This window comes from Cryobacterium sp. Y62, from assembly GCF_002929785.1.
GTDB lineage: Bacteria > Actinomycetota > Actinomycetes > Actinomycetales > Microbacteriaceae > Cryobacterium.
Window position 1 is genome coordinate 1 of the sequence record NZ_PJJK01000075.1, and the last position, 25,234, is coordinate 25,234.

The 25,234-nt window shown below is 61.7% G+C and carries 25 protein-coding genes; 10 read left to right on the forward strand and 15 right to left on the reverse strand.

The features are described 5' to 3' along the window. The coding region (locus tag CXY71_RS02655; protein WP_233204348.1) for an IS30 family transposase at positions 1-556 on the forward strand (556 nt) is incomplete at its 5' end. 35 nt (positions 557-591) lie between these two features. Here the strand turns inward: CXY71_RS02655 and CXY71_RS02660 are convergent. Together CXY71_RS02660 and gdhA are read right to left on the reverse strand one after the other, a co-directional pair. Continuing rightward, positions 592-2,106: a sodium:alanine symporter family protein gene (locus CXY71_RS02660; protein ID WP_104134155.1), complete on the reverse strand. Its 1,515-nt coding sequence runs from the start codon at positions 2,104-2,106 to the stop codon at positions 592-594. 542 nt (positions 2,107-2,648) lie between these two features. Continuing rightward, a complete protein-coding gene (gene gdhA / locus CXY71_RS02665) occupies positions 2,649-3,989 on the reverse strand; it encodes an NADP-specific glutamate dehydrogenase (protein WP_104134156.1) in 1,341 nt (446 codons plus the stop codon). A 1,367-nt stretch (positions 3,990-5,356) separates the two neighbouring features. Between gdhA and CXY71_RS02675 the strand changes: the two genes are divergently transcribed. After that, positions 5,357-6,043 carry an exonuclease domain-containing protein gene (locus tag CXY71_RS02675; protein WP_104134157.1) on the forward strand — a complete coding sequence of 229 codons (687 nt, stop codon included), beginning with the start codon at positions 5,357-5,359 and terminating at the stop codon, positions 6,041-6,043. A gap of 83 nt (positions 6,044-6,126) precedes the next feature. Here the strand turns inward: CXY71_RS02675 and CXY71_RS02680 are convergent, their stop codons facing one another. The 3 genes from CXY71_RS02680 to glgA all read right to left on the reverse strand — a co-directional run bounded on the left by CXY71_RS02680 (position 6,127) and on the right by glgA (position 8,615). After that, a complete protein-coding gene (locus CXY71_RS02680) occupies positions 6,127-6,378 on the reverse strand; it encodes a type B 50S ribosomal protein L31 (protein WP_092448573.1) in 252 nt (83 codons plus the stop codon). Between the two features lie 173 nt (positions 6,379-6,551). Continuing rightward, positions 6,552-7,334: an ABC transporter ATP-binding protein gene (locus CXY71_RS02685; protein WP_104134158.1), complete on the reverse strand. Its 783-nt coding sequence runs from the start codon at positions 7,332-7,334 to the stop codon at positions 6,552-6,554. A 99-nt stretch (positions 7,335-7,433) separates the two neighbouring features. Then, on the reverse strand, positions 7,434-8,615 hold the full coding sequence (gene glgA / locus CXY71_RS02690; RefSeq protein WP_104134175.1) for a glycogen synthase: 1,182 nt from the start codon (positions 8,613-8,615) through the stop codon (positions 7,434-7,436). 78 nt (positions 8,616-8,693) lie between these two features. On the opposite strand from glgA, the gene CXY71_RS02695 reads away from it, so the two are divergent. Beyond that, positions 8,694-9,938, forward strand: coding sequence for a glucose-1-phosphate adenylyltransferase (locus tag CXY71_RS02695; protein ID WP_104134159.1), 1,245 nt, complete (start codon positions 8,694-8,696; stop codon positions 9,936-9,938). After that, positions 9,935-10,588, forward strand: coding sequence for a phosphoserine phosphatase SerB (serB, locus tag CXY71_RS02700; RefSeq protein WP_104134160.1), 654 nt, complete (start codon positions 9,935-9,937; stop codon positions 10,586-10,588). The genes CXY71_RS02695 and serB overlap by 4 nt, the downstream gene beginning before the upstream one ends. 37 nt (positions 10,589-10,625) lie before the next feature. On the opposite strand, the gene CXY71_RS02705 is transcribed toward serB, so the two are convergent. Further along, positions 10,626-11,336 (reverse strand): beta-ketoacyl-ACP reductase, encoded by a 711-nt coding sequence (locus CXY71_RS02705; protein WP_104134161.1) that lies wholly within the window; start codon positions 11,334-11,336, stop codon positions 10,626-10,628. A gap of 146 nt (positions 11,337-11,482) precedes the next feature. Between CXY71_RS02705 and CXY71_RS02710 the strand changes: the two genes are divergently transcribed. The 3 genes from CXY71_RS02710 to CXY71_RS02720 are packed head-to-tail and all read left to right on the forward strand — an operon-like array spanning position 11,483 to position 12,875. Then, on the forward strand, positions 11,483-11,758 hold the full coding sequence (locus CXY71_RS02710) for a DUF3099 domain-containing protein (RefSeq protein WP_104134162.1): 276 nt from the start codon (positions 11,483-11,485) through the stop codon (positions 11,756-11,758). Between the two features lie 29 nt (positions 11,759-11,787). Beyond that, on the forward strand, positions 11,788-12,030 hold the full coding sequence (locus CXY71_RS02715; protein ID WP_104134176.1) for a hypothetical protein: 243 nt from the start codon (positions 11,788-11,790) through the stop codon (positions 12,028-12,030). Further along, positions 12,027-12,875, forward strand: coding sequence for an SURF1 family protein (locus CXY71_RS02720; RefSeq protein WP_104134163.1), 849 nt, complete (start codon positions 12,027-12,029; stop codon positions 12,873-12,875). The genes CXY71_RS02715 and CXY71_RS02720 overlap by 4 nt, the downstream gene beginning before the upstream one ends. Before the next feature lie 59 nt (positions 12,876-12,934). Here CXY71_RS02720 and CXY71_RS02725 read toward each other — a convergent pair whose 3' ends face one another. The 8 genes from CXY71_RS02725 to sufB all read right to left on the reverse strand — a co-directional run bounded on the left by CXY71_RS02725 (position 12,935) and on the right by sufB (position 20,886). After that, positions 12,935-14,161: a glycosyltransferase gene (locus CXY71_RS02725; RefSeq protein ID WP_104134164.1), complete on the reverse strand. Its 1,227-nt coding sequence runs from the start codon at positions 14,159-14,161 to the stop codon at positions 12,935-12,937. Between the two features lie 61 nt (positions 14,162-14,222). Next, the gene (locus CXY71_RS02730; RefSeq protein ID WP_104134165.1) at positions 14,223-15,821 is read right to left on the reverse strand and encodes an ABC-F family ATP-binding cassette domain-containing protein; all 1,599 of its coding nucleotides are present in this window, start codon (positions 15,819-15,821) and stop codon (positions 14,223-14,225) included. A 117-nt stretch (positions 15,822-15,938) separates the two neighbouring features. Next, positions 15,939-16,496, reverse strand: coding sequence for a TetR/AcrR family transcriptional regulator (locus tag CXY71_RS02735; protein ID WP_199184184.1), 558 nt, complete (start codon positions 16,494-16,496; stop codon positions 15,939-15,941). Between the two features lie 233 nt (positions 16,497-16,729). Beyond that, positions 16,730-17,059, reverse strand: a complete 330-nt coding sequence (locus CXY71_RS02740) for a metal-sulfur cluster assembly factor (RefSeq protein ID WP_092107875.1) — start codon at positions 17,057-17,059, stop codon at positions 16,730-16,732. A gap of 4 nt (positions 17,060-17,063) precedes the next feature. Next, the gene (gene sufC / locus CXY71_RS02745) at positions 17,064-17,828 is read right to left on the reverse strand and encodes a Fe-S cluster assembly ATPase SufC (RefSeq protein ID WP_104134167.1); all 765 of its coding nucleotides are present in this window, start codon (positions 17,826-17,828) and stop codon (positions 17,064-17,066) included. A gap of 65 nt (positions 17,829-17,893) precedes the next feature. Beyond that, the gene (locus tag CXY71_RS02750; protein WP_104134168.1) at positions 17,894-18,220 is read right to left on the reverse strand and encodes a non-heme iron oxygenase ferredoxin subunit; all 327 of its coding nucleotides are present in this window, start codon (positions 18,218-18,220) and stop codon (positions 17,894-17,896) included. A 2-nt stretch (positions 18,221-18,222) separates the two neighbouring features. Next, the gene (gene sufD / locus CXY71_RS02755; RefSeq protein WP_104134169.1) at positions 18,223-19,467 is read right to left on the reverse strand and encodes a Fe-S cluster assembly protein SufD; all 1,245 of its coding nucleotides are present in this window, start codon (positions 19,465-19,467) and stop codon (positions 18,223-18,225) included. Continuing rightward, positions 19,468-20,886, reverse strand: coding sequence for a Fe-S cluster assembly protein SufB (gene sufB / locus CXY71_RS02760; RefSeq protein WP_104134170.1), 1,419 nt, complete (start codon positions 20,884-20,886; stop codon positions 19,468-19,470). A gap of 311 nt (positions 20,887-21,197) precedes the next feature. Here sufB and CXY71_RS02765 point away from each other — a divergent pair, with 311 nt between their 5' ends. The 3 genes from CXY71_RS02765 to CXY71_RS02775 all read left to right on the forward strand — a co-directional run bounded on the left by CXY71_RS02765 (position 21,198) and on the right by CXY71_RS02775 (position 23,844). Then, on the forward strand, positions 21,198-22,163 hold the full coding sequence (locus CXY71_RS02765; protein WP_104134171.1) for a heme A synthase: 966 nt from the start codon (positions 21,198-21,200) through the stop codon (positions 22,161-22,163). A 755-nt stretch (positions 22,164-22,918) separates the two neighbouring features. Continuing rightward, complete coding sequence (locus tag CXY71_RS02770; protein ID WP_104134172.1) at positions 22,919-23,137, forward strand: hypothetical protein; 219 nt, start codon at positions 22,919-22,921, stop codon at positions 23,135-23,137. Positions 23,138-23,256: 119 nt separating this feature from the next. Then, positions 23,257-23,844 carry a hypothetical protein gene (locus CXY71_RS02775; RefSeq protein WP_104134173.1) on the forward strand — a complete coding sequence of 196 codons (588 nt, stop codon included), beginning with the start codon at positions 23,257-23,259 and terminating at the stop codon, positions 23,842-23,844. Positions 23,845-23,887: 43 nt separating this feature from the next. Here the strand turns inward: CXY71_RS02775 and CXY71_RS02780 are convergent, their stop codons facing one another. Next, complete coding sequence (locus CXY71_RS02780; protein ID WP_104134174.1) at positions 23,888-24,805, reverse strand: heme o synthase; 918 nt, start codon at positions 24,803-24,805, stop codon at positions 23,888-23,890. Positions 24,806-25,234: the final 429 nt, after the last annotated feature.

A 25,234-nucleotide genomic window follows, 5' to 3' on the forward strand; every position in this document is an offset into this window, starting at 1 on the left:
TCTCAGCCATACCCGCCACCCGAGGGTGATCGACACACTACGACAGTCCCGAAATCACCCACCACAACAACGTAAGGACGGAGACCTGATCGTCGGTTCGGCGTCGGGATCGGCGATCGCGACTTTGGTTGAACGCACGACCCGGTTCGTCATCTTGGTGCACCTGCCCAACGGCCACAGCTCCGCTGAACTCCGCGATGGACTCATCCGTGTGCTGGAAGGTCTGCCGGCCTTTCTGCGGCGGTCATTGACGTGGGATCAGGGAACCGAGCTTGCCCGGCACGTGGAGATCACCAAAGCAACCGGGGTTCCGATCTTCTTCTGTGATCCAGGTTCACCCTGGCAGCGCGGCTCGAACGAGAACACCAACGGCCTGCTGCGCCAGTACTTCCCGAAAGGCACCGATCTGAACGCTCACAGCGCCAAACGCCTCCTCGAAGTCGCCACTGAACTCAACGAGCGGCCCCGCAAAACCCTCAAACGCAACACCCCAGCTAACCTGCTCAGCGAGCTAGTCTCGAAGAAGGAAATAACCCCTGTTGCTTCCACCGCTTGAAATCGCCAGTCTCGAGCGCAGAAGAGCCTATCGGATCAGTCGATGACCCTCCCGGCGGGTTTTGTGCCGCCGTAGCTATGCGTGGAGCCGATGACGTCGCCCGACTTCCACTGTTCCCACCCCGGTTGGTCCTTCATGAAGACCTCGATTTCCTCCTTGGTTGCCTCCAGCTTTGGATCGTGCTTGAGGTAGTGCCGGGTCTCGCGGACGATCAGACCCGAGAGCAACAGCAGGCCTATCAGGTTCGGCAGCGCCATCAGCCCGTTCATGACGTCGGAGAACGCCCAAACAACACCGAGCTGGACGGTGCAGCCCACGAACACGACCAGGGAGAACAACACGCGGAAAGGCATGACGGCCCGGCGTCCGAGCAGGCGCTCAATGTTCCGCTCGCCATAATACGACCAGCTCAGGATGGTCGAGAAGGCGAAGAGCACCAACCCGATGGTCACGATCCAGTGGCCCCACTCCCCGGGCAGCCCAGTGGTGAAGGCCTCCCCCGTCATCAGCGCCGCGGAGAGCTGTTCCCCCGTGCCCGGGTTGATCTGGTTCCAGACGCCCGTCGTGACGATGACCAGACCCGTGCAGCTCACTACGATGATCGTGTCGATGAATGTTTGTGTCATGGAGACCAGGCCCTGGCGGACCGGGTGGGTGGTCTGCGCGGCCGCCGCGGCGATGGCCGCCGATCCCATGCCGGACTCGTTGGAGAAGATGCCGCGGGCAACACCGAACTGCACGGCGATGATGATCGCCGATCCGGCGAATCCACCGATCGCGGAGGTTCCGGTGAAGGCCTCGGAGAATATCTGGCCGAAGGCCGCCGGAATCTGGGTGACGTTGGCCAGCAGGATGTAGATGGCACCGGCAACATAGAAGATGATCATCACCGGGACCAGTCGGGCGGTGACTCGGCCAATCGACTTGATACCGCCGACCAACACCACCATGGATAGGAGGGTCAGCACCAGGCCGGTGACCCAAACGGGCACGTTCCAGCTGTTCTCAACGTTGGAGGAGATCGCGTTGCCCTGGGTCATGTTGCCGATGCCGAAGCACGCGATGACAGCAAAGATCGCGAACGAGAGTCCCAGCACTTTGCCCAGCGGGCCCCGGATGCCACGTTCCAGGTAATACTGCGGTCCGCCGGATTTCTCGCCAGCGGAGTCCGTCCCGCGGAAACGGACGCCCAGGAACGCCTCCGAGTACTTCGAGGCCATGCCGAGCAGACCGGTCACCCACATCCAGAACAGTGCGCCGGGGCCGCCAATGCCGATGGCCGTCGCCACGCCGACGATGTTGCCGGTGCCAACGGTCGCCGCCAGGGCGGTGGTCAGCGCCTGAAATTGTGAGATATCGCCCTCGGCGCCGACATCCTTGCGCTTGAGCAGGCCGAGCCGGAGAGCGGCACCGAGCTTGAGGAACTGCAGCCCGCCCAGCCGGATGGTCAGGTACAGGCCGGTGCCAAGCAGCAGCGGGATCAGTAGGAAGGGCCCCCACACAACACCGCTGACGTCGCCCAGAAATGATTCGATGTCATTCCAATTCATCAGAGATAACGCCTCTCAAATATGCGGCTGAGTAATCAAGTGATCGACTTCACAGTTCAGGAGCGTATCATAAGCCGGTTTTTGCGGCTCTCCTGATTCTTCCGTGGGTCATATCCGACCGGTTAGCGCCGGTTGTCGGACAACGCCGGACAACATGAGCAGTAAGCAGAAATTTGACAGACTCGCCGACGACTATGACCGGAACCGGCAGCGCTGCCCGTCCGATCTATTTCAGACGATCAAATCTCGGTTGCCCGTTCGAAAGCGATTGAGAATTGTCGACGCGGGGCGGGCACCGACATTGCGCTTGAAGGCCTTATTGATGTTCTCGGGTGACACTCCTCGCCAGTGCTTTAGTGAGCAGAAGCTTCGCTCGATAACGTTGCAGCTGCGGTGCTATCGGAGTCGAAGCCGGGTGGTCTGTGAGCTGCTGGGGATATTCCGGACAGTGGGTCCTCTTAAAATGAGGGGTTGCTGAAAGCAAGAGGTCGGCAGCAGCTTGGTATGCCGTATCGGACGCACACGGTCACGCACGATTGTGGCTAGATGACCCCCTGTGCGAGCATGGCGTTGGCGACTTGGACGAAGCCGCTGATATTAGCTCCGGCAACGTAGTTGCCGGGCATCTCGTATTCGTCGGCCGTTTGTGCACAGCGGTCGTGGATATTCACCATGATTTCGGTCAGTCGCCGTTCGGTGTACTCGAATGTCCACGCGTCACGCCGCGCGTTCTGTTGCATCTCCAGGGCGGAGGTCGCCACACCGCCCGCGTTCGCGGCCTTGCCAGGGCCGAAGAGCACACCCGCTTCCTGAAACAACGCGGTGGCTTCACGAGTGCACGGCATGTTGGCGCCCTCCGCGACCGCTACCAGGCCGAACTTTATGAGCTTCGCCGCAGCATCCTCGTCGAGCTCGTTCTGTGTCGCACAGGGCAGGGCGACCGTTGCGTCCACATCCCAGATCGAACCGCCCCCCACATAGTTCGCTGCGGAGCCGCGACGTTTTGCGTAATCAGAGACCCGCCCACGCTCCACCTCCTTGACCTGGCGGAGTAACTCGACGTCAATTCCGGTTTCGTCAACGACGTAACCTGCAGAATCGGATGCAGTCACCACGCGGGCGCCGAGGCTCTGTGCCTTCTCGATAGCATTAATGGCGACGTTACCCGCACCGGACACCACCACGCGTTGACCATCGAAGCTCTGGCCCTTAGTCTTCAGCATCTCCTGCGCGAACAGTACGACGCCGTAGCCCGTGGCTTCCGGTCGTACAAGGGAACCACCCCAGCCGACACCCTTGCCGGTGAGGACGCCGGATTCATAGCGGTTCGTGATGCGCTTATATTGCCCGAAGAGGTAACCGATCTCTCGCCCGCCCACCCCGATATCACCTGCCGGAACGTCGGTATATTCGCCGATGTGCCGATAAAGCTCGGTCATGAAGGACTGACAGAAACGCATAACCTCACCGTCCGACTTGCCGCGCGGGTCGAAGTCAGCTCCGCCTTTGCCGCCGCCGATGGGCATTCCAGTCAGCGCGTTCTTGAAGACCTGCTCGAACCCCAGAAATTTGATGATCCCCAGATAGACGGATGGATGAAACCGCAACCCACCTTTAAATGGCCCGAGGGCAGAGTTGAACTCCACTCGAAAGCCGCGATTGATCTGCACTGCATTGGCGTCGTCGACCCAGGGCACGCGAAAGATAATCTGCCGTTCCGGTTCACAGATGCGCGACAAAATCGCAGCCTCGGCATAGTGTGGGTGCTTTCGAAACACCGGCTCGAGGCTCTCAAACACCTCATTCACCGCCTGATGGAACTCGGCCTCCCCCGGATTCCGGCGTAAGACCTCGTCTCTGACCGACAATAGATGAGCATTCATAAATCTCGACCCTCCCTCTTCGCAGGCTTTCATTTTAAGATGAAACCGGGTCTCTATTGTGTGGACCCTCCCTCACCAATCATGGCCCGGCATCTGTCCAGGAGACTGGGCTTCTTTGTGCCATACCTACCCCACGCTGTATGGGTGGCTACCAGCTTCCAACCGCCGCCGGCTAACGTGCAAATTTGTCCGTTTCGTGAACTGAGCCCAATTACACCGTCCAACAGATCGCGGACCTACTCAAAATGCCACGATCAACGATCTACGGACGCCTCAACAAAGAAAGCATCGGCAGAAAACCGCAACCCACGTAACCCCTTTCCAATCCTTAGCGGACGATTTCGTTCCATTACTACTCAGACCCTCGAAGTGAACAAACGTGCCATAGCTCTCACGGGTGCGGGGCCGACAACGCAGTCCTCGGCACCGGCAACTATCAGCACAGGGGCTGCCAGCTGGCCTAGCCGTGCCGCGATGTCGTCTGGTGGGTCAAAGTCAAAGAATGCCGTCGCGGCCGCAAAGCTCAAAGTCGTCAGCTTGACACCACCACGAGCCGCGTTCCGCCGAATTGGGTGCTTTGGTTAGACCGACGCCGCCTGTGACTGGAACTGCGCACTAACGCGAGCTAGATCACCGAAACAGTGACCGAGTGCAAGAGGATGTCTGCGGATTGATCTCCGTCCGGGTCGCCGGGGGCTACTCCCCTGTCGGCTGCAAGTTTGGACAGCTGCACCGACAAGTCAGCGCCAGCTCCCCCGTCATCGCTCTTCGTCGTCCGCCGGACGCCAGGGATTCGCGCGAGATGCTGCTCTGGACCTCTGCATCAAAAAAAGGACAAGACCAAGCAGGCCAACAACCAGAGCTATCCAACCAGCCACGCGCACTACAAGCCCGGGCAGCCCACGCCGATCAGCGCGGCGAACAGCACCAAGCAGACACCGAGAGCCAAGATGATCAGAAGCGCGGTTCGCCCAGTGCGAATCCTTGTTGATGCGTTCATGCGTCAAGGCTGCATTGACACATGATCAACTGTCAAGCCAACATTGACACTGTTGGGAAAGCGGGCTCCGCGATGAGTGATGATATGGGTGAGCTCAGTGACCTGCCCAACATCAGCTCTGACCAGAAGCCGTCGAACGTTTCAACAGGGCCTTTCCGGCCGGGCGTCCCGAAACAAACTTATGCAGTGTGGTGTTGACGCTCGCGCTTCGTCGACCGCTGGCATCCGCTCGAATGGGGTCGCGGCCACCAGGCCATCCAACAGTTGGCACGCAACGTCCGCGGCGACAAATCGGTCATCGGGGACTGGGAATCAATCGAGAGAGGCGGTGTGAAAGAGTGTCGGTGGTCAGCTCTAGGGTTGGAGTATGAGCACCTGGAGCGATCACCTCGCCGTATTCGACCTTGAGACCACCGGCATCGACGTAGAATCCTGCCGTATCGTGTCGGCCACCGTCGCAGTGCTCGACGCGAGCGGCGCCGCCGTCGAACGCATCGATTGGCTCGTCGATCCGGGCATTGATATTCCCGCCGGCGCGACCAACGTGCACGGCATCACCACCGAGCATGCCGTGCAACACGGTCGCGTCGCCACCGAAGCCGTCGCCGAGATCGTTGCGGCACTTCGCCGGCACTTGGCCGACGGACTGCCCGTCGTAGCTTATAACGCCCCGTACGACCTCACCCTGCTCCATCGTGAAGCCGCCCGCTACGGCATCGCCCCGCTCATCTCCCCCAGCCCGGTGGTCGACCCACTTGTCATTGACAAGGCCGTCGATAAGTACCGCAAGGGCAAGCGCACCCTCGAGGTGACAAGCGCCTTCTACGGTGTCAGCCTCGATGACGCACACGATGCCGGTGCGGATGCGATCGCGGCCGGGCGAGTCGCCCAGGCGATCCACCGTGCGCACCGAGTTGCCCTGCCGACCACCCTCGATGAACTGCACGCCCTACAGGTCACCTGGTACCGCCAGCAGGCCGAAAGTTTTCAGGAGTACATGCGCCGCGGGCGCGATCCCGAATTTTTGGCCGATACTGCGTGGCCACAGCGCTGATTAACCGGGTACAGAAACGAAAAAGCGACCAGCCGGAGCTGGTCGTTTTTTCGTTGCGAAGAACTGGTTCTACAAAACTGGTGCTATTTACCGAAGCCCTTGTAGCGTGAGTTGAACTTCTCCACGCGTCCGGCGGAGTCCATGATGCGCTGCTTGCCCGTGTAGAACGGGTGTGACTCGGAGGAGATTTCCACGTCGATGACCGGGTACGTGGTTCCGTCTTCCCACTCGATGGTCTTCTTGCTGGAGACCGTCGAACGAGTCAGGAAGGTCGCACCGGAAGCCAGGTCGCGAAAGACCACGGGAGCGTACTCGGGGTGGATGTCAGACTTCATGAGAATTTCCTTTTGCACTTCTGGTGAACAGACTTGTAACTGGTCACAGTGCTGTTCGAATGTTGGGCTAGCAGCCAAAGTCGACGACAAGCTGGTTGGCCGGATGGCCAGGCACTTACTTTAGCAGAATACCGAGGCTTTAGAGCGCTGGGCGGGCGGCGACAGCGCCCGGCCTAGATCGCTCGTGCCGCGTAGCGTCCGTCAGTTTCGGTGAGCTCGACCTTGAGGCCGAAGGTCTCGCTGAGCGCCGTGGCGGTGAGCGCTTCAGCGATCGGGCCGGCGGCGACGATCTTGCCCCCCGACAAGAGCAGTACGTGCGTGAATCCGAGGGGAATTTCCTCGACGTGATGGGTCACCATGATGATGGCCGGAGAGTTCGTCTCGCGGGCGTAACCACTCAGCAGCTGCAGCAGGGATTCCCGGGCGCCGAGGTCGAGGCTCGCGGCGGGCTCGTCGAGCAGCAGAATCTCCGGGTCGGTCATGACGGAGCGGGCGATTTGCACCCGCTTCTGCTCGCCGTCGCTAAGCGTGCCGAACTTGCGATCGGCAAGGTGATCGAGGTTCCATTCCTGCAGAACGCGCTGGGCACGGCGTTCGTCGATGGATTCGTATTCTTCGTTCCAGCGGCCAGTCACAGAGTACGCGGCAGTCATGACGACGTCGATGACCTTTTCGTTGCCAGGAACCTTGCGCGCCATGGCGGTTGAAGCAAAACCGATGCGGGGCCGCAGCTCGAAGACATCCGTTCCACCGAGGGTCTCATCGAGCACCTCGGCCTGGCCGGTCGACGGGTGTAGGAAGGCGGCGGCGATCTGCAGCAGGGTGGTCTTGCCAGCACCGTTCGGGCCAAGAATCACCCAGCGTTGGTCGTCGTCGACGCTCCAATTCACTGAGTCGAGGATGGCGGTGCCACCCCGGACGACGGAGACGTCGGTGAAATGCAAAACGTTGACCATGCAACCATGTTATCGGGCGCTGCGCCTGCCGTCAGACGCTGCGAGTGTCGGTCGGGCGGGTCACACGAGTGACACACCCGGCAACAGCGGCACGCCAGCTTAGAGCAGGGCGGCGTAGATCTCCCGAGTGCGGGTGGCGATCTGGGCCCACCCGAATACTTGCTCGGCACGAACCCGACCGGCGCGCCCCATCTCGGCAGCGCGGGCCGGATCGCTCACTACCTCGGTGAGGGTGCGGGCCAGATCGGCGACGAATTGTTCGGGATGCAGGGGTATCCCGGTGCCGTCGGTGAGCTGTTCGATCGGCACGAGACGCCCGGTCTCACCGTCTGCGACGACCTCGGGGATTCCCCCGGTTGCAGTACCGACCACGGCGAGGCCGCAAGCCATGGCCTCGAGATTGACGATTCCGAGGGGCTCATAAATGGACGGGCAGACGAACACCGTGCCCTGCGTCAGAACCGCGGCAAGCTCGTGCTGGGCCAGCAGACGGTTGATCCAGACCACGCCGGAGCGTTCCTGCTGCAGGGATTCGACGCCGGCCGTCACCTCGGCGAGAATTCCGGGCGTATCGGGCGCGCCCGCGCACAGCACCAATTGCACCTCCGGCGGCAGCAACTGCGCCGCACGCAACAGGTAGGGTAGGCCTTTCTGCCGGGTAATACGCCCCACGAAGACGACGGAGGGGCGGTCGGGGTCTATTCCCAGACCGCGCACAAAATCGTCATCCCTGGTTGGTTTCCATCGCTCGAGATCGATGCCGTTGTAGACCGTGTGCACCCGGCTGGCGTCGAGTGCGGGGTAGCTGCGCAGGATATCGCGGCGCATACCGTCGCTGACGGCGATCACAGCATCCGCTGTTTCAAAGGCGGTTTTCTCGATCCAACTCGACACCCGATAGCCGCCGCCGAGTTGCTCGGCCTTCCACGGTCGTAACGGCTCCAGGCTGTGCGCGGTAACCACGTGCGGGATGCCGTGCAGCATTTTGGCGAGGTGGCCGGCCGCATTCGCGTACCAGGTGTGCGAGTGCACCAGATCGGCACCAGCGGAGTCCTGCGCCATCTGCAGGTCAACACCGAGGGTACCCAGAGTCGCATTGGCGTCGACCAATTGCGCGGGTACGTCGTAGGCGAACGTGTCGAGGTCGTCACGCGGCGCGCCGAAGCACCGGACGGACACCTCAATGTCATGTCGCAGGGCTCGCACCAGTTCGGTCACATGCACTCCGGCTCCCCCATAGATTTCCGGAGGGTATTCCTTGGTCATCAGATCCACTCGCATGGAGCAAAGGTAGCGCAGGGCGACACCGCACACAGCCATGTTGCCAGTCCGCTTGCCGGGAGGCCCTACTCTGTACACATGAAGGCCAAGAAGATCTTTGGAATCGTGCTCGCGGGTGGTGAGGGAAAACGGCTGATGCCGCTGACCGAAGACCGGGCGAAGCCTGCCGTCCCCTTTGGTGGGCATTACCGCTTGGTGGATTTTGCCCTCTCCAATCTGATCAACTCGGGGGTAACCCAGATCGTCGTGCTGACGCAGTACAAGTCACACAGCCTGGACCGCCACGTGTCGCAGACCTGGCATGTCTCCGGCGGATTGTTCAACTCGTACATCGCCTCGGTGCCGGCGCAGCAGCGCCTCGGCAAGCGCTGGTTCAGCGGCTCCGCCGACGCTATTCTGCAGAGCCTCAACCTCATTCATGATGAAAAGCCCGACATTGTCGTCGTGGTCGGTGCCGACCACGTTTACCGCATGGACTTCAGTCAGATGATCGACGCCCACATCGCATCGGAGCTGTCCGCCACCGTCGCAGCCATTCGCCAGCCGATCGGCCTCGCCGACCAGTTCGGTGTCATCGAAGTGGATGCCGCCACCCCGGATCGAATCTCTGACTTTCGCGAAAAGCCCAAGGATGCTGTCGGACTTACCGACGCCCCGCACGAGGTGTTCGCTTCGATGGGTAACTACGTCTTCAACACCGATGCGCTGATCGAGGCCGTGCTGCGTGACGGTGAGCGCACCGCTTCCAGCCACGACATGGGCGGCGACATCATTCCTGACTTCGTGTCGCGTGGCGATGCCGGCGTCTATGACCTCAAGCGAAACGAAGTACCCGGGTCGACCGATCGTGACCGGTACTATTGGCGCGACGTGGGAACAATCGACTCGTTTTTCGAGGCGCACCAAGACCTCATTTCGGCCCTGCCGGTGTTCAACCTGTACAACCAGAAATGGCCGATATTCAGCATGCAGTTGAATTCGCCGCCGGCCAAATTTGTGCGCGACGCCCAGGGCGCCCTCGGCACCATGATCGACTCGATCGTATCGTTGGGCTGTGTCATCTCCGGCGCTCACATCGAGCGCAGCGTGCTCGGCCCCTGGACGTCGATCGGTTCCGCCTGCGAGGTCGTGGACTCCATCATCTTTGACCGAGTGCAGATTCGCCCCGGTGCCATCGTGCGGCGTGCAGTCCTCGATAAGGAAGTCATCGTCGAAGCTGGCGCCACCGTCGGCGTCGACCGGAATCGTGACCTGGACCGGGGCTTCAGCGTGACCGAATCCGGCATCACCGTCGTCGGTAAGGGTGTGCTCGTTACTCCGTGATCCTCGCTACCGCAGCACGTTTTCTCGTCGTTCTCGACGCCGACTCCACTCTCATTCAAGACGAGGTGATTGAGCTGCTCGCGGATGCCGCCGGCGTGCGCGAACGCGTCGCCGAAGTGACCGACCGGGCCATGCGCGGTGAGCTGGACTTTGCTGAGAGCCTGCGCGAGCGGGTGTTGACCCTGGCAGGGCTGCCAGAGACCGTCTTTACCGACGTGGGGCGACGCATCCGCCCGACCGACGGCGTTCACGAGCTGATCGCAGGCATTCATACCGGCGGTGGCGTAGTCGGGGTGGTTTCCGGCGGTTTTCATGAGCTGCTCGACCCGCTGGCTGCCGAGCTGGGACTGGATCACTGGCGGGCCAATCGGCTCGAAGTGCAGGCCGGCTACTTGACCGGGCGCGTGATCGGACCGATCATTGACGCCGAGGCCAAGGCCATCGCGCTGCGTGAATGGGCCGTGCAGGAGCAGCTCGCGCTCGCGCAGACCATCGCGGTCGGCGACGGCGCCAACGACTTGCGCATGATGGACGCGGCCGGACTCGCCGTCGCATTCAACGCGAAACCACGGGTGAAGCGTGAGGCCGATCTCGTGATCGACCTGTGCAACCTCAGCCAGGTCCTGCCGCTCCTCGGCCTGCGCGGCTGAACGGGAAAACCGACGCGGACGCGAACAGGTGCTCTGGTTAGTGCCCCATGCCGAGGCCACCGTCGAGGGGAATGACCGCACCGGAAATGTAGCCGGCATCATCGCCGGCCAGCCAGCTGACGACGCGCGCAACCTCACTCGGCGTGGCGAACCGACCGGCCGGAATATTACGTTTGTATTCGGCCTGCTGAGCTTCGGGCAGGGCAGCGGTCATATCAGTTTCGATGAAGCCGGGAGCGACCACGTTCGCGGTGATTCCGCGGGCACCGAGTTCGCGGGTGATTGACCGGGCCAGGCCGATCAGGCCGCTCTTCGACGCCGAGTAGTTCACCTGCCCGGCCGAGCCGTACAGACCGACGACGCTGGAGATCAGCACGATGCGTCCGAATCGTGCCTTGAGCATGCCCTTGCTCGCGCGCTTGACCACGCGGAAGGCACCACTGAGGTTGGTATCGATGACGGAGGTGAAATCATCCTCTGACATGCGCATGAGCAAGGTGTCGCGGGTGATTCCGGCATTCGCCACGACAACCTCGACCGGGCCGTAGGTCGCTTCGATCTCGGTGAAGGCGGCGTCAATGGATGCGGCGTCCGTCACGTCGGCCCGCACGGTGAGGCTCCCGGACGGTCCATGACCGGAGCGGGACGTCACGGCAACCCGATGTCCCTGGGCCAGAAATTCCTCGGCGATGGCGAAGCCGATTCCACGGTTGCCGCCGGTGACGAGCACTGTTCGAGTCGTTGTCATGATGTTCCTGTCCTGGTGCGCTGGGTGTCGTACATCGGGTTCAAGCAAACACCCGGCAGATTCAAGTTTAAGGCGTGCCCCAAAGGTGCCGTGCAGACGTAGGCTTGAGAGGTGGAGTTTCCACCGTAGACGAACCCGATGGACCTATGAAGCAGCAGTCGATCACCTCCCTCCCCGCCTCCCCCGAGGTTGAACGCCGCAACCGAATGATCAAATACTCGATTGCCATGGGAGTGCGCGTGGTCTGCATTGTGCTCATGCTCTTCGTACACGGCTGGTGGCTCGTGGTCTGCGCGCTCGGCGCCATTCTCCTGCCGTACTTTGCAGTCGTGGTCGCGAACGTGAAAATTTCCCCGCCTGCAGCAGAAGTACTCCGGCCCGGCGGCGTCGAGCTGTACCGCGGCAACGACGAGGTCAAGTGAGTGCTGACGCGGTTGCCGGCGGCAGTCCGATGATCGGTCTGGGTCGACCTCTGGAATCCTCGACCTGTTCGCGAGCGGACTGCCGGAATACGGGGCGCTGGCGGCTGGACTGGCGCAACCCGCGCATCCACTCTGCTGATCGGGTGAAAACCTGGCTGGCCTGCGACGAGCACGTCGAGTACCTGCGCGAATTCTTGGCCGCGAGGGACTTTCCGCTGACGGTGAGCGCGCTCGACACGTTCGCACCCGACTCCCCCGAAAACCAGCGATGACTGGCTGGAAGTTCGCCTTCAGCCGCCGCTGGGCTGGTTATCTCGTGCTGACCATGCTTTTTGCCGCGGTATGCGCCGGACTCGGCGTCTGGCAGCTGGCCCGCCGCGATGAGGCCCTGACCGAACTGTTTAAGATCGACTCCAACTTCGACTCGAACCCAGTGCCCGTTGCCGAGGCACTTAAAGACCTGACAGCCTTCGACGAATCGCAAAAGTGGATGCCGGTGGAACTGACCGGAACTTATCTCAGCGCTGACGAGATGCTCGCGCGCAACCGCCCGCTCAACGTCAACCCGGGCTTCGAAGTCCTGACCCCATTGCTGCTCACCGACGGCACGATCTTTATTGTCGACCGCGGCTGGCTGCCCACCGGGCAGGAACAAGATGCTCCCGATACCGTACCGGCAGCACCCGTCGGAATGGTCACCGTGGTGGCCCGGCTCAAAGCCAGCGAACCCGATCTGCCCGGCCGTACGGCCAGCGGCAACCAGGTCGCGACAATCAACCTCATCACCATCGCCGAACGACTCGATGCCCCGACCTATACCGGCGCGTACGGCCTGATGGACACCGAGAGCCCCGCGGCGACGGAGAAACGCCCGACCGCTGTCCTGAAACCGATCCGCGACGAGGGCCCGCACCTGTCCTATGCGTTCCAGTGGTTCGTATTCGGGCTGCTCGCCTTCATCGGTCTCGGCTGGGCCCTGCGCGAAGAATACCGCAGCGTCAATGCCGAGGACCCCGAGGAGCGCGAACGCGCCGAGGAACGCGCCCGCAAACGCGCAGCGAAGCCACGCAACGATGCCGAGATTGAAGACGAGCTGGTCGACCGGCAACGGGGCTAGTCATCTCCGATCTCGAGCCAGCGCACTCCGCCGCTGGTCGAGCCCGTCGAGACGGCCGCTCAGGCGACGGCGCGGTGGTGCTGCCGAGCCTCGGTCGCCTCGTCGAGGAGCGCGCGGTACACCCGAACCAGCGACGCTGCCGAGCGCGTCCAGTCCAGCCGGAGGGCATGCTCACGTGCCGCCAGCGACAGTTCGCGCGCAAGGATCGGATCGGTCAGGATCTGCGCCATCGCATCGGCCCAAACCCGCGGATCGCGGGATTCCAAGACCAGTCCGGTGACCCCATCGACAACCGCTTCACGCAGGCCACCGGCCGCCGAAGCGACGACGGGCACACCGCTCGCAGCCGCTTCGAGTGCCACCAGGCCGTAAGTTTCCGAGTGCGAAGGCACGAGCACCAGGCGGGCACCGCGAAACAATTCGGCCAGGTGCGCATGGGACTGCGCGCCAACAAAGCGGATGCCGGACAGCCCCGCCCGTTCAGCGAGCTGACCAAGCTCTTCAACGTATCCCGAGTAGTCGACCGAGGCATCGCCGGCAATCACGAGCTCGGGGCGCAGGCCCTTCGGCAATGCCGCGATGGCCTCAATCGCCAGATCAAGACCCTTCAGTGGCTGCAGACGCGCCGCGACGACGGCGTAGCCGCGGTCGGCCGCGCCACCAGCGGGCTGGCGCTCGGGCGCGAACAGGTTGCTGTCCACCCCCGGGAGCACGATGCTGGTTCGGCTCGCCGAGCCGCCGAGCCGCCCGGAAATCGTGGCGGCCTCCGACGCACTGATCGCCACCAGCGCGTCGGATTCGCGTGCCAACCGCGCTTCTCCGCGCATCCGTCCCGGTGATTCGGCGTGTTCACCAGCCGAAAGCGGCGACGCATCATCCGCTGCAATGCTATGAAAACTCTGAACGTGCGGGACGCCCCAGTTGCGGGCGACCGGAAGCGCCGCCATGCCGGAAAACCAGTGATGCGAGTGGATAATGTCGACCGGCTCGAGAGCGTTGAGTCGGTCGGAGAACTCCTCGATGTAGCTCTCGTGCGTGCCCTTGGACAGCGTTCGGGCCGGCCCGGCGGCCAGAAACCGCAGCGTGAGGCCCTCGGCGAGCTGCTGCGAATCGGGCTGATCCGCCGCTGACCGCCGAGTCAGAATCGTGACACGGTGTCCAAGGGCGGCCAGTTTCTCAGCCTGATGCCGCACGACGACGTTCATACCGCCGGCGTCGCCGGAACCGGGGTCAGTGCCTGGCGAGGTGTGCAGGCAGACCAGCGCGATGCGCAGTGGCGTTCTCATCGATATCACGCTCTGGTCCTTTTGCCTGGGTCGCCGACAGGTGGCCGGGTCACGGAAATGGTTAAGACAACTCGATCAGGTCGAGGTAGTCCTTGTTCCAGTGGTCCTCTGTACCCTCGGGCATGATCAGGACGCGCTCGGGATTGAGAGCCTGCACCGCGCCCTCATCGTGGCTGACCAGAACGACGGCGCCGGCGTAGTGCGCAAGAGCATCAAGGATCTCTTCGCGGCTGGCAGGGTCGAGGTTGTTAGTGGGCTCATCGAGCAGCAGCACGTTGGCGCCGGAAACCACGATCATGGCTAGGGCCAGACGAGTTTTCTCGCCACCGGAGAGAACTCCGGCCGGCTTGTTCGAGTCATCGCCGGTGAATAGGAACGACCCGAGCACCCGACGTGCTTCCATCTCGGTGATGCTCGGCGAGGAGGAGACCATATTCTCGAGCACCGAACGCTTTACGTCGATGGTTTCGTGTTCCTGAGCGTAGTAACCGATCCGGAGGCCGTGACCGGGTTCGATCGAACCGGTGTCGGATTCGTCGACGCCGGCGAGCATGCGCAGCAGGGTGGTCTTTCCTGCACCGTTGAGGCCAAGAATGACGACCTTGGACCCCCGGTCGATCGCGAGGTCGACCGCCGTGAAGATCTCGAGGGAACCATAGCTCTTCGACAGGTCCTTGGCCATGAGCGGTGTGCGACCACACGGTGCTGGCTCGGGGAAGCGCAGTTTGGCGACGCGTTCAACGGCACGCACGGCGTCGAGGCCGGAAAGCAGCTTCTCGGCACGAGCCACCATCTGGTGGGCTGCGGCGGCCTTGCTGGCCTTGGCCCCGAACTTTGCGGCCTGCAGCTGCAGGGTCGAGGCCTTCTTCTCGGCGTTCGAGCGTTCCTTTTTGCGGCGGTCGGCATCTGCTGTGCGCTGGAGGAGGTAATTCTTCCAGTTCATGTTGTAGATGTCGATCATCATGCGGTTCGCATCGAGGTAAAATACGCGGTTGACCGTTTCGCCGACGAGTTCAATGTCGTGGCTGATGATGATGCAGCCGCCCTTGTAGTTCTTGACGAACTCGCGCAGCCAGGCCACCGAGTCGGCGTCGAGGTGGTTGGTGGGCTCATCGAGGATCATCATCTCGGCAGCCGAGAACAGGATACGGGCGAGTTCGATGCGACGACGCTGACCACCGGAGAGGGTACTCAAAGCCTGGTCGAGAATGTGATCCGGCAGTTTCAGGTTGCCGGCAATGGATGCGGCTTCGGCTTCGGCGGAATAGCCGCCGAGGCCGTTGAACTCGTCAGTCAGGCGCCCGTACTTCTTCATGGCTGCGGCCGCGATCTTGGGATCGGGGTCGGCCATCGCCATGCTGGACTCCTGCATACCGAGGGCGATGGTGCCGAGGCCGCGGGCATCGAGGATGCGGGTGCGCGCGAGCATGGTCGGGTCACCGGCGCGCGGGTCCTGCGGCAGATAGCCGATTTCACCGGAGCGGCTGATCGAACCCTTGGTCGGGTTGGTCTCCCCGGCGAGGGTCTTCGTCAGCGTCGTCTTGCCGGCACCGTTACGGCCGACGAGCCCGATCTTGTCGCCGCTTGCGACGCGGAAGTTGACGCCCTCCATGAGCACGCGGGCTCCAACGCGGATTTCGAGATCTTGCACGTTGAGCACAGCAATAGTCCATTCGACGAGTTTGTACGGGTGTGAAGTGTAAGTGGGCCAGAGCGGTCCAACTCACTAGTATATTTGCCTTCAGGCTGTGCTTGGCACACGGGCGCGGGATGGGCATTAGAGCAGGGCAGCCAGAAGCGACTTCTCCAGCCAGTTCAGGTAGGCCTCGGTGGACCAGCCGAGCGATAAGACAAGGGTACGAAACGCGTGCGGGTGGGCTAGCGCCCACATCGTCGCCGCCGCCTCGTGGTCGCTGATGCCCCCGCGAAGTCCGCGCTTCTTCCGCAGTGCAGCCGCTACCTCGCCGAAGCCGTGCAGCCGGGCCGCGTCGCGCTTTTGCTCGAACTCCCCCACGTCGGGGTCGACCACGGCTGCTTCGCTGACAATGCGCAGAATGCCTGAGGTGCGTTCATTCACGAGCGCGCTCGACCGGGCCAAAATGCGGATGACCCCGGTCGCCGTACGCGCCTCGGCAATGCGTTCGCGTGTGGCACCCGACAGTAGCGCCGGTGCTCCCGGTTCCGCCGCTACTCGGTCAAGGACCGCGGCGAGCAATTCCGCCTTTGACCCTACGGAGTTGTAAATGGTCTGCACCACTACGCCGGCTTCCGCGGCAATGGCCGCGACCGAGGTGCCCACATAACCTCTCTCGAGCATCAGTCGCCCGGCTGCCATGACAATCTCCGCCCGCGTGCCCGCCGCCTGTGCCGTCCGCCGGCGAATTGCCCCGTACTCCCCTGTTTCCATACAACTAGTATATCGTTCTAATGAGTAGAAATAGTTTCTAAAGTGGTTCCTCTGCGGTGACCGCGCTGGGACCAACCTGCGGACCAACCCGAGGACCGAGCGCAGACAGACCGAAGGCCCCGCCTGTAAATACAGGCGGGGCCTTCGCGATAGATCTAGAGCTACATGGCGAAGCCGAGGGCTCGCATCATGTCGCGACCATCGTCGGTGATCTTCTCGGGTCCCCACGGTGGCATCCAGACCCAGTTGATGCGGAACTGGTCGACGACGCCATCGAGCGCCTCAGCCGTTTGCTCCTCGAGCACATCGGTCAGCGGGCAGCCGGCCGAGGTGAGGGTCATGTGGATGATGAGCGCGTTGTTCTCATCGTCCCAACCGAGGTCATAGATGAGGCCGAGATCGACGACGTTGATGCCGAGTTCCGGGTCCATGACGTCCTTGAGGGCCTCTTCAATCTCGTCGAAGCGGGCCGGACTGAGTGTTGAGGCCATAGGACTAGCCTACGTTCGACGGAACGAGAAAGCGATCGTAGCCTTCGTCTTCGAGGCGGTCGGCAAGTTCCGGGCCACCCTGTTCGGCGATACGGCCGTTGACGAAGACGTGCACGAAGTCCGGGTGGATGTAGCGCAGGATCCGCGTGTAGTGCGTGATCAGCAACAGGCCGAGACCGGTGTTGACCTTGGCGCGGTTGACGCCCTCGGAGACAATCTTGAGCGCGTCAACGTCGAGGCCGGAGTCGGTCTCGTCGAGCACGGCGAACTTAGGCTTGAGGAGTTCAAGCTGAAGGATCTCGTTGCGCTTCTTCTCGCCACCGGAGAAGCCCTCGTTGACGTTTCGCTCAGCAAATGCCTTGTCCATGCGCAGGCTGGTCATCGCCTGACGCACGTCCTTGATCCAGGTGCGAATCGGCGGGGCTTCACCTTCGATGGCCGTCTTCGCGGTGCGAAGAAAGTTGGTTACGGTGACTCCGGGAATCTCGACCGGGTATTGCATGGCGAGGAACAGGCCAGCTCGTGCTCGGGCATCCACTGTCATTTTGAGTACTTCTACGCCGTCGAGGAGAATGGAGCCACTCTCGACGTGATATTTGGGGTGGCCGGCGATCGTGTAGGCGAGGGTGGACTTGCCGGAGCCGTTCGGGCCCATGATGGCGTGAATTTCACCCTCGTTGATGGTGAGGTTGACGCCGCGCAGGATCTGCTTCGTGCCCTGGTCGGTCTCAACGCTGACATGCAGGTCGATAATTTCAAGAACAGACATGAATGTCGTATCCCTTTCTAAATTCTAAAAATGATCTGGTGAGGCGGTGGTTGATTGAAAAAGAATCAGACCGCGACAGTGACGGAAGGATCGACGAAGACGAAACCGTCGATGAGTTCAACGTTGTAAACCGGGACCGGGTCGTAGGCCGGGAGGGACAGCGGCTTGCCCGTGGTGAGGGAAAACATCGAGCCGTGAGCCCAGCACTCGAGTGTTTGGCCTTCCACGAATCCCTCCGAGAGGGAGATGTCGCCGTGCGTACAGGTGTCGCCGATGGCGAACACGTCGCCGGCTGCGTCACGCACGAGAGCGATGGCGACGCCATCGATTTCGATCTTGACGGCCTGGTTTACTTCGAGCTCATCGAGAGCGCAGATCTTCGTTGCGGCCATGCTTATTTGTCGTCCGTTCCAATAAGTTCGGCTTCGATTGCGAGTTGCAACCTTGCTTCGAGTTCGGGAGAACCAATCTGCTGCACGACCTCGGTGAGAAATCCGCGCACGACCAAGCGCCGTGCTTCCGCCTCGCTGATGCCGCGAGACTGAAGGTAGAACAGCTGCTCATCGTCGAACCGTCCGGTGGCACTGGCGTGACCGGCACCGACGATATCGCCGGTTTCGATTTCCAGGTTAGGGATGGAATCGGCGCGGGTGCCCTCGCTCAGGACGAGGTTGCGGTTCTGTTCGTAGCTGTCGGTGCCTGCGGCCTTATTGCCGATCAGCACGTCGCCGATCCAGACCGTGCGCGCGTCCTGGCCTTGCAATGCACCCTTGTAGTTGACCCGGCTGCGGCTCTTGGGGGCGTCATGGAAGACATAGACCTGCTGCTCAAGGTGCTGGCCGGCATCTGCGAAGTAGAGCCCGAGGAGCAGCGCGTCGGAGCCGGGGCCGGCCAGACGTACGGACGGGTTGACTCGCACGATGCTGCCGCCGAGAGAAACCACTACGTGCTTCAGGCGGGCGTCCCGACCAATGGATGCGAAATGGTTGGCCAGGTGCACCGCCGAGTCGTTCCATTCCTGCAGCGAGACGACCGTGAGGTTGGCGGACTCGCCGAGGATGATCTCGACGTTCTCACTCAGCCGGGCATCACCGGTGTTCGCCAGAATGACCGTGGCTTGGCTGAACGGCTTGGCCTCAATGATGGTATGGGCGCCGCGGGCGGACGTGCCGAGACCGGACCGCGTGACCGTGATCTCTTTGGCTTCTTCACCGCTCACCGTGATGGCGAGGGCATCGTCGAAAACGCCCCAGGCGTTCGCGGCGGCACGATCTTCCGGCAGTCCGGCGGTGCCGATCCGGTCATCCGTTCTGGGTACCCACTCGACAGAGACATCCGCTGAGGGAGTCGACTCGATTTGATAGCGGGAACCGTCGAGCGAACCGGCGGTGAGGTCAGTGAATTTAGCGACGGGCGAGTGCTTCCAGACAGCTTCGCGACCGGTGACGGTCTCGAAGTCGGCGACCTTGACGCTTTTGAAGCGATCCGATCGGGTTTGCACCGGTACGTAGCCAAAACGTCCATCGGAGTGTTTCTTGATTCCGTGCTGACCGGCCGGCAGAACCGACTCGGGCGCGGGTGTGGATGATTCGGGCACAGTTGTTGGCGCGCTCTTCGAAAGCGCTGAAGCGGCGGACATTTAGCCGACGGATCCTTCCATGCCCATTTCAATGAGCTTGTTGAGTTCGAGGGCGTACTCCATCGGGAGCTCCCGGGCGATCGGTTCGATGAATCCGCGAACGATCATGGCCATGGCCTCGTCTTCGGGCATGCCGCGGCTCATCAGGTAGAAGAGCTGCTCGGCACTGACGCGGGAGACTGTGGCCTCGTGACCGAGCTGCACGTCGTCGACGCGAATGTCGATGGACGGGTAGGTATCGGAGCGCGATTGGGTGTCGACGAGGAGGGCGTCGCAGCGCACGGTGTTGGCAGAGTGGTGTGCGGAGGCATCCATTCGAACCTCACCGCGATATCCGCTACGACCGCCACCACGCGCGATGGACTTGGAGACGATCGAAGACTGCGTGTATGGAGCCATGTGGATCATTTTGGCGCCGGCATCCTGGTGCTGGCCGGGTCCAGCGAACGCCACCGAGAGCGTCTCGCCCTTGGCGTGCTCCCCCATCAGGTAGATAGACGGGTACTTCATGGTGACCTTGGAACCGATGTTTCCATCGATCCACTCCATCGTCGCGCCTTCGCCGGCCGTGGCCCGCTTGGTGACGAGGTTGTAGACGTTGTTCGACCAGTTTTGAATGGTCGTGTAACGAACCCGGGCGTTCTTCTTCACAACAATCTCGACCACGGCGGAGTGCAGCGAATCAGACTTGTAGATCGGGGCCGTGCAGCCCTCGATGTAGTGCACGTAGCTGCCTTCGTCGGCGATGATCAGCGTGCGCTCGAACTGGCCCATGTTCTCGGTGTTGATGCGGAAGTACGCCTGGAGGGGAATCTCGACGTGAACGCCCGGAGGGACGTACACGAAGGATCCTCCGGACCAGACGGCCGTGTTGAGCGCGGCGAACTTGTTGTCGCCGGAGGGAATGATGGTGCCGAAGTACTCCTCGAAAAATTCCGGGTGTTCCTTGAGCGCCGTGTCGGTGTCCATGAAGATGACGCCCTGAGCTTCGAGCTCTTCGTTGATCTGGTGATAGACCACTTCGGACTCGTATTGGGCCGCGACACCGGAGACGAGACGCTGACGCTCAGCTTCGGGGATACCGAGCTTCTCGTAGGTGTTCTTGATGTCGTCGGGCAGGTCGTCCCAAGTCTGGGCCTGCTTCTCCGTGGATCGCACGAAGTACTTGATGTTATCGAAATCGATATCGGAAAGATCGGCGCCCCAGGTCGGCATGGGCTTGCGTTCGAACAGCTGAAGTGCCTTCAGCCGTCGCTGCAGCATCCAGTCCGGCTCGGATTTCAGATTCGAGATGTCGGTGACGACCTCAGGAGAAATACCGCGACGAGCGGATGCGCCGGCCTTGTCTGAATCGGCCCATCCAAATTCGTAGGTACCAATCCCCTCAAGGTCGGGACGGTCAAGCAGGACATCCGACATACTTACCTCTTCTCTACCCAGCACAACCCGGATATTAGTCCGGTCATTCCCGTGCGACCCCCAGTAGAGGTGAACTCAGTGGGGACCACGGGGAACGGGTTGTGTGGACAGCTACGTTGCGTACCTAGAATATTCATGAAGCATCACGATGAACCCGAGCCGTACGGCCCGAATTGAAATCCTACGATCGGATGACCGTGGGAAAGATCTCCATGAGATCATAATTCTACAGGTTCATCAGCGGGATTGGCGTGCTTACGGGTCGATTCACATCTGAGCCCGGCACGATCAGAGGGCACGTGCACGTAAGAATGACAGTAGGAGCAGAACCGGTGAATGCGATATACCAATGGCTACCGAACACTATCGACATACGAATTCGGACGGTGGCCTGGCTGTCGCTCGTGACCGAAATTTTAATCGTCGGCACCGGTGGCGCTGTGCGCCTCACCGGTTCCGGACTTGGCTGCCCGACCTGGCCGACCTGTGTCGCCGGGTCGCTCGTACCGACCGCGGAGATGGGCCTGCACGGTGTCATTGAGTTCGGTAACCGCCTGATGACCGGATTGATCGGCATTATTGCCATCGCCGCCGTCGTGCTGCTCTGGCGCTTACGCACGGAACGCAAAGACCTGTTCATCCTCGCCGTAATTCTCGGTCTCGGCGTCCTCGCACAGGCGCTGGTCGGCGGCGTCACCGTGCTGACCGGTCTCAATCCGTTCATCGTCGGCTTTCATTTCATGGCCTCGCTGATCATGGTGTGCATCGCCACCGTGCTGGTGCACCGGGTTTACCTCCCGTCGGGTCCGCGCGCCCACGTCGTACCGGTCGGCTTTGCCGGGCTCGCTCATGCCGCGAGCTTCGTGGTGGCACTGACCGTGGTGATGGGAGTCGTGACCACTGCCTCCGGACCGCATTCAGGTGACGCCGCGGCGGGTCGCACGGGATTCAACGCTGAGTTGCTCGAGCACCTGCATGCCTGGCCGGGCTACGCGACGCTGGTCTTGACGATCGTGCTGCTCGCAGCATCCGTTCGAGGCAAGCTGCCCGTGCGTAAATTCGTCGTCACGTTACTTGTGATCGAGCTCGCGCAAATTGTAGTCGGCCTGCTGCAGGCCAACCTAGGCTTGCCGCCGGTGCTCGTCGGGCTGCACATGGTGCTCGCCTGCGTGCTCGCCGCGGCGATGACCGCCGTCGTGCTGAACCTCAAGGCTCCGGCCGCCATCACGGCCGACACGCCGGAACACGCCCCCACGAATGAGGCCAGTCGCATCTAGTCCCATATCGTTCGGTGTCATCACTTCGCGGCAGGCCAACGCGACTGCGCGGCCTAGTGGATTTCACTGAGCGGTCAGGCGTGGATGCCCTCAACCGCGCGCGCTCCCTACACGGCCTGCCCATCCGTGTGCGCGCGGCCGGAGGCGGAGTGCTGGGGGTGATTGTGCGTGTGGGCAATTTCGAAAGTACCCGCTGCAATTCGCTCGACTCATAACTCGAATCTTCCAGGAGTGGCGACGCCTGACGTTTGAGTCCGAAGCCCCAGGCAGCGAGAACTCGCTGATCGTGGGGAAGAGTGCCAGGAGGAGAAATACGCATTTCGAGCGCTACGACTGCGGAACGCATGGCAATCAAAACGTCAAAAGAGACGTCCGGCGGTATGACCCTGGCATTCCAGAGTACGAGCGCCGCGCGGTAAAGGTTGACAACCCAATCGGCTCTACCGTCATCGGAGGCGAATTGCCCGCCGAACTCAAGGTATTTAATGAGCGGCCACGGGTCAACCGTTGACATTGACGGCCGCTCAACAGCATCCCAGACAGCTTGCGCCTCGACACGGCACCCGTGAGCCAAGGCGTGTTGAGAATTAGTGCTGCACGGACGTGATGACGGTGAACCGGTCACTTGCGATGTCTAATCGGTCGTGGGGCATTCCTAGCCGAACACCGGCACAAGTTCTTGCCCGACGACGCCTTCGCGAAATTATTCGTGTCGGGTCGGGGCCGCCCATCACTGCCGGTGGAAGTCATGGTCCGTGGGATGGTTGAACCGCTTCGAGGACGGGCCACGTGGTCCTGACGGCGACGGGCGTGGCGTACTCGTCGCGCTGACCGATTCCCGGCACGATCTCATTGAGATGGCTCTGCCGGAACACCAAGAGACCGAGCTCGCCATCATCGTGACCCTGAGCGTCGAGGAGCAAAAATTTCTCGCGCTGAATTTACAGAGAATAACGATCGCGGCCAGTTCCTGAAAGTCACACGACGGCATCCCGAGGTCACTCAGACGAGAACGCGGCACGGCGCATAATCCCCAAAAGGGAATTGCCGCCGGGCCCTCCCTCGACGGTGGCCGCCGGTGTATTCTCCAGACATGCACCTCGCGCCGGGAGCCAAGTCGAAGCCGCCAGATGACGCGGCGCGCCTCGCCCTGTTCGGCCCGCCGGTGTTCGGCTTCGTGCCACAGCCGCGTCTTCAGGAACGCGGCTGGAGTTGGTACGGTAATCACGGCCGCACGCTCGAAGCACAGGCCCACTACTGGCTCGCCGATCCCTCGGGTAAGTTCTGGTTCGAAGATTCTCCGGTCGGCCCGATTGGAATCGCCGAATTGCGCGGGTTCGTCTTCACCGACGTGCCGGGTTCAACGAATCGCGGCGGAGACCCCATTCGTGACGCGCTCAACCAGCATTTGCAGTACATCGTGATGAACTATGCCAAGAATCCCTACGAGTTCGGGTCTGAACTCTGGGCTGAACGGCACACGCAACAGCAGGCGGAGATCGAGCTCGCGCTGGCGCACCGGTCGAACCTGATCGTTGACGACACGGCACTGCCGGCCATCGTCGTGACGGCCTCCGATTTCACGGGTACTGCAATGGTGCTGGCCGGTCGTGTGGTGACGGTCGTGATTCACTCGGCCGACGTCGGAAAAATTGACGTTCGGCTCATTCGTCGGGTCTGATCAGGCGCCGGGTCTGATCACTCGCCGGACTTGAGCTTTTGGCCTAGAAGGGCAGCAGCGGATCGACGCCAACGGCCACGAACAGCAGGGACAGGTACGCGATCGAGCCGTGGAAGACGCGCATCGGCGACACGTGCTCGTGTCGGATGGCCAGGCTGTACAAGCGATGCGTCTCGTAGATGAACCAGCCACCGGTGACGAACGCTACGAAGGTGTAGAGCAGTCCCATATCGGCGATCGGAATGAGCAACAGCGAGCAGGCGACGGTGGCCCAGGCGTACAGAATGACCTGCAGGCCAACCTGAGCACGGCCCCGCACCACGGCCAACATCGGAACGCCGGCGGCCTGGTAGTCGCTGCGGTACTTCATCGACAGTGGCCAATAATGCGGCGGCGTCCATAGAAAGATGATCATGAACAGAATGATCGGGGGCCATGACAGATCGCCGGTCACGGCGGCCCAGCCGATCAGCACTGGCATGCAGCCGGCGACACCGCCCCAGACGATGTTCTGCGGAGTGCGACGCTTGAGAATGATCGTGTAGAACACGACATAGAGCACAATAGCGGCGAACGACAGCGCGGCGGCGAGCCAGTTAGTCAGCAATCCCAGCCACAGAATGGATGCTGCGCCCAACGCCCACGCGAATATCAAGGCTTCCCGGTCGCTCAGTTCCCCCGTGACAAGCGGACGATTCTTTGTGCGCTTCATGAGGCGGTCGATATCGCGATCGAGATAACAGTTAAACGCTCCAGCGGACCCTGCACTCAGGGCACCTCCGATCAACGTTGCCAGAATCAGCCACAAGCTCGGGATGCCCCGTTCCGCGAGCAGCATCGTCGGCGCGGTAACCACGAGGAGCAACTCGACGACTCGTGGTTTGGTCAGAGAAACGTACGCTTTGAGGGTGCGCTTGAGTGTGCGCGGAGTTCTTTCGATGGTTTGAAGTGCGACGTCCATTAATCCTCAAATGCTAGGTAGTACCACTAATTGTAGGTCACCGAATGCCCCTCTCTCACAAATGTTATGTCACGTCATTTGGAGCGCCCCAGCATATTCGTCGGTATACTTAAATTGCTCCCCACAGTGAAACAGTAGTTCGGCGGGCCCCCAGGTGGGAGATGGCAGCGTGAAGCAGGCCAACTCGCTGGGGGTGACATCTCGCTTGCAGTCCCGCGTCAGAATGGCGCGGACGGCCGTGCGAGACGGTTGCCGACAATTGCACAACTATCAAAGGATGGGTTGAGCTCAACCCGCCTTCGCTTCAATGAAGGGTTACGTGACGTGGCAGCTTTCCAATGGGATTCCGTTGACGATCAGGCGGTCAACACCGCACGCATTCTGGCGGCTGACGCCGTTGAAAAGGTTGGGAATGGGCATCCGGGTACC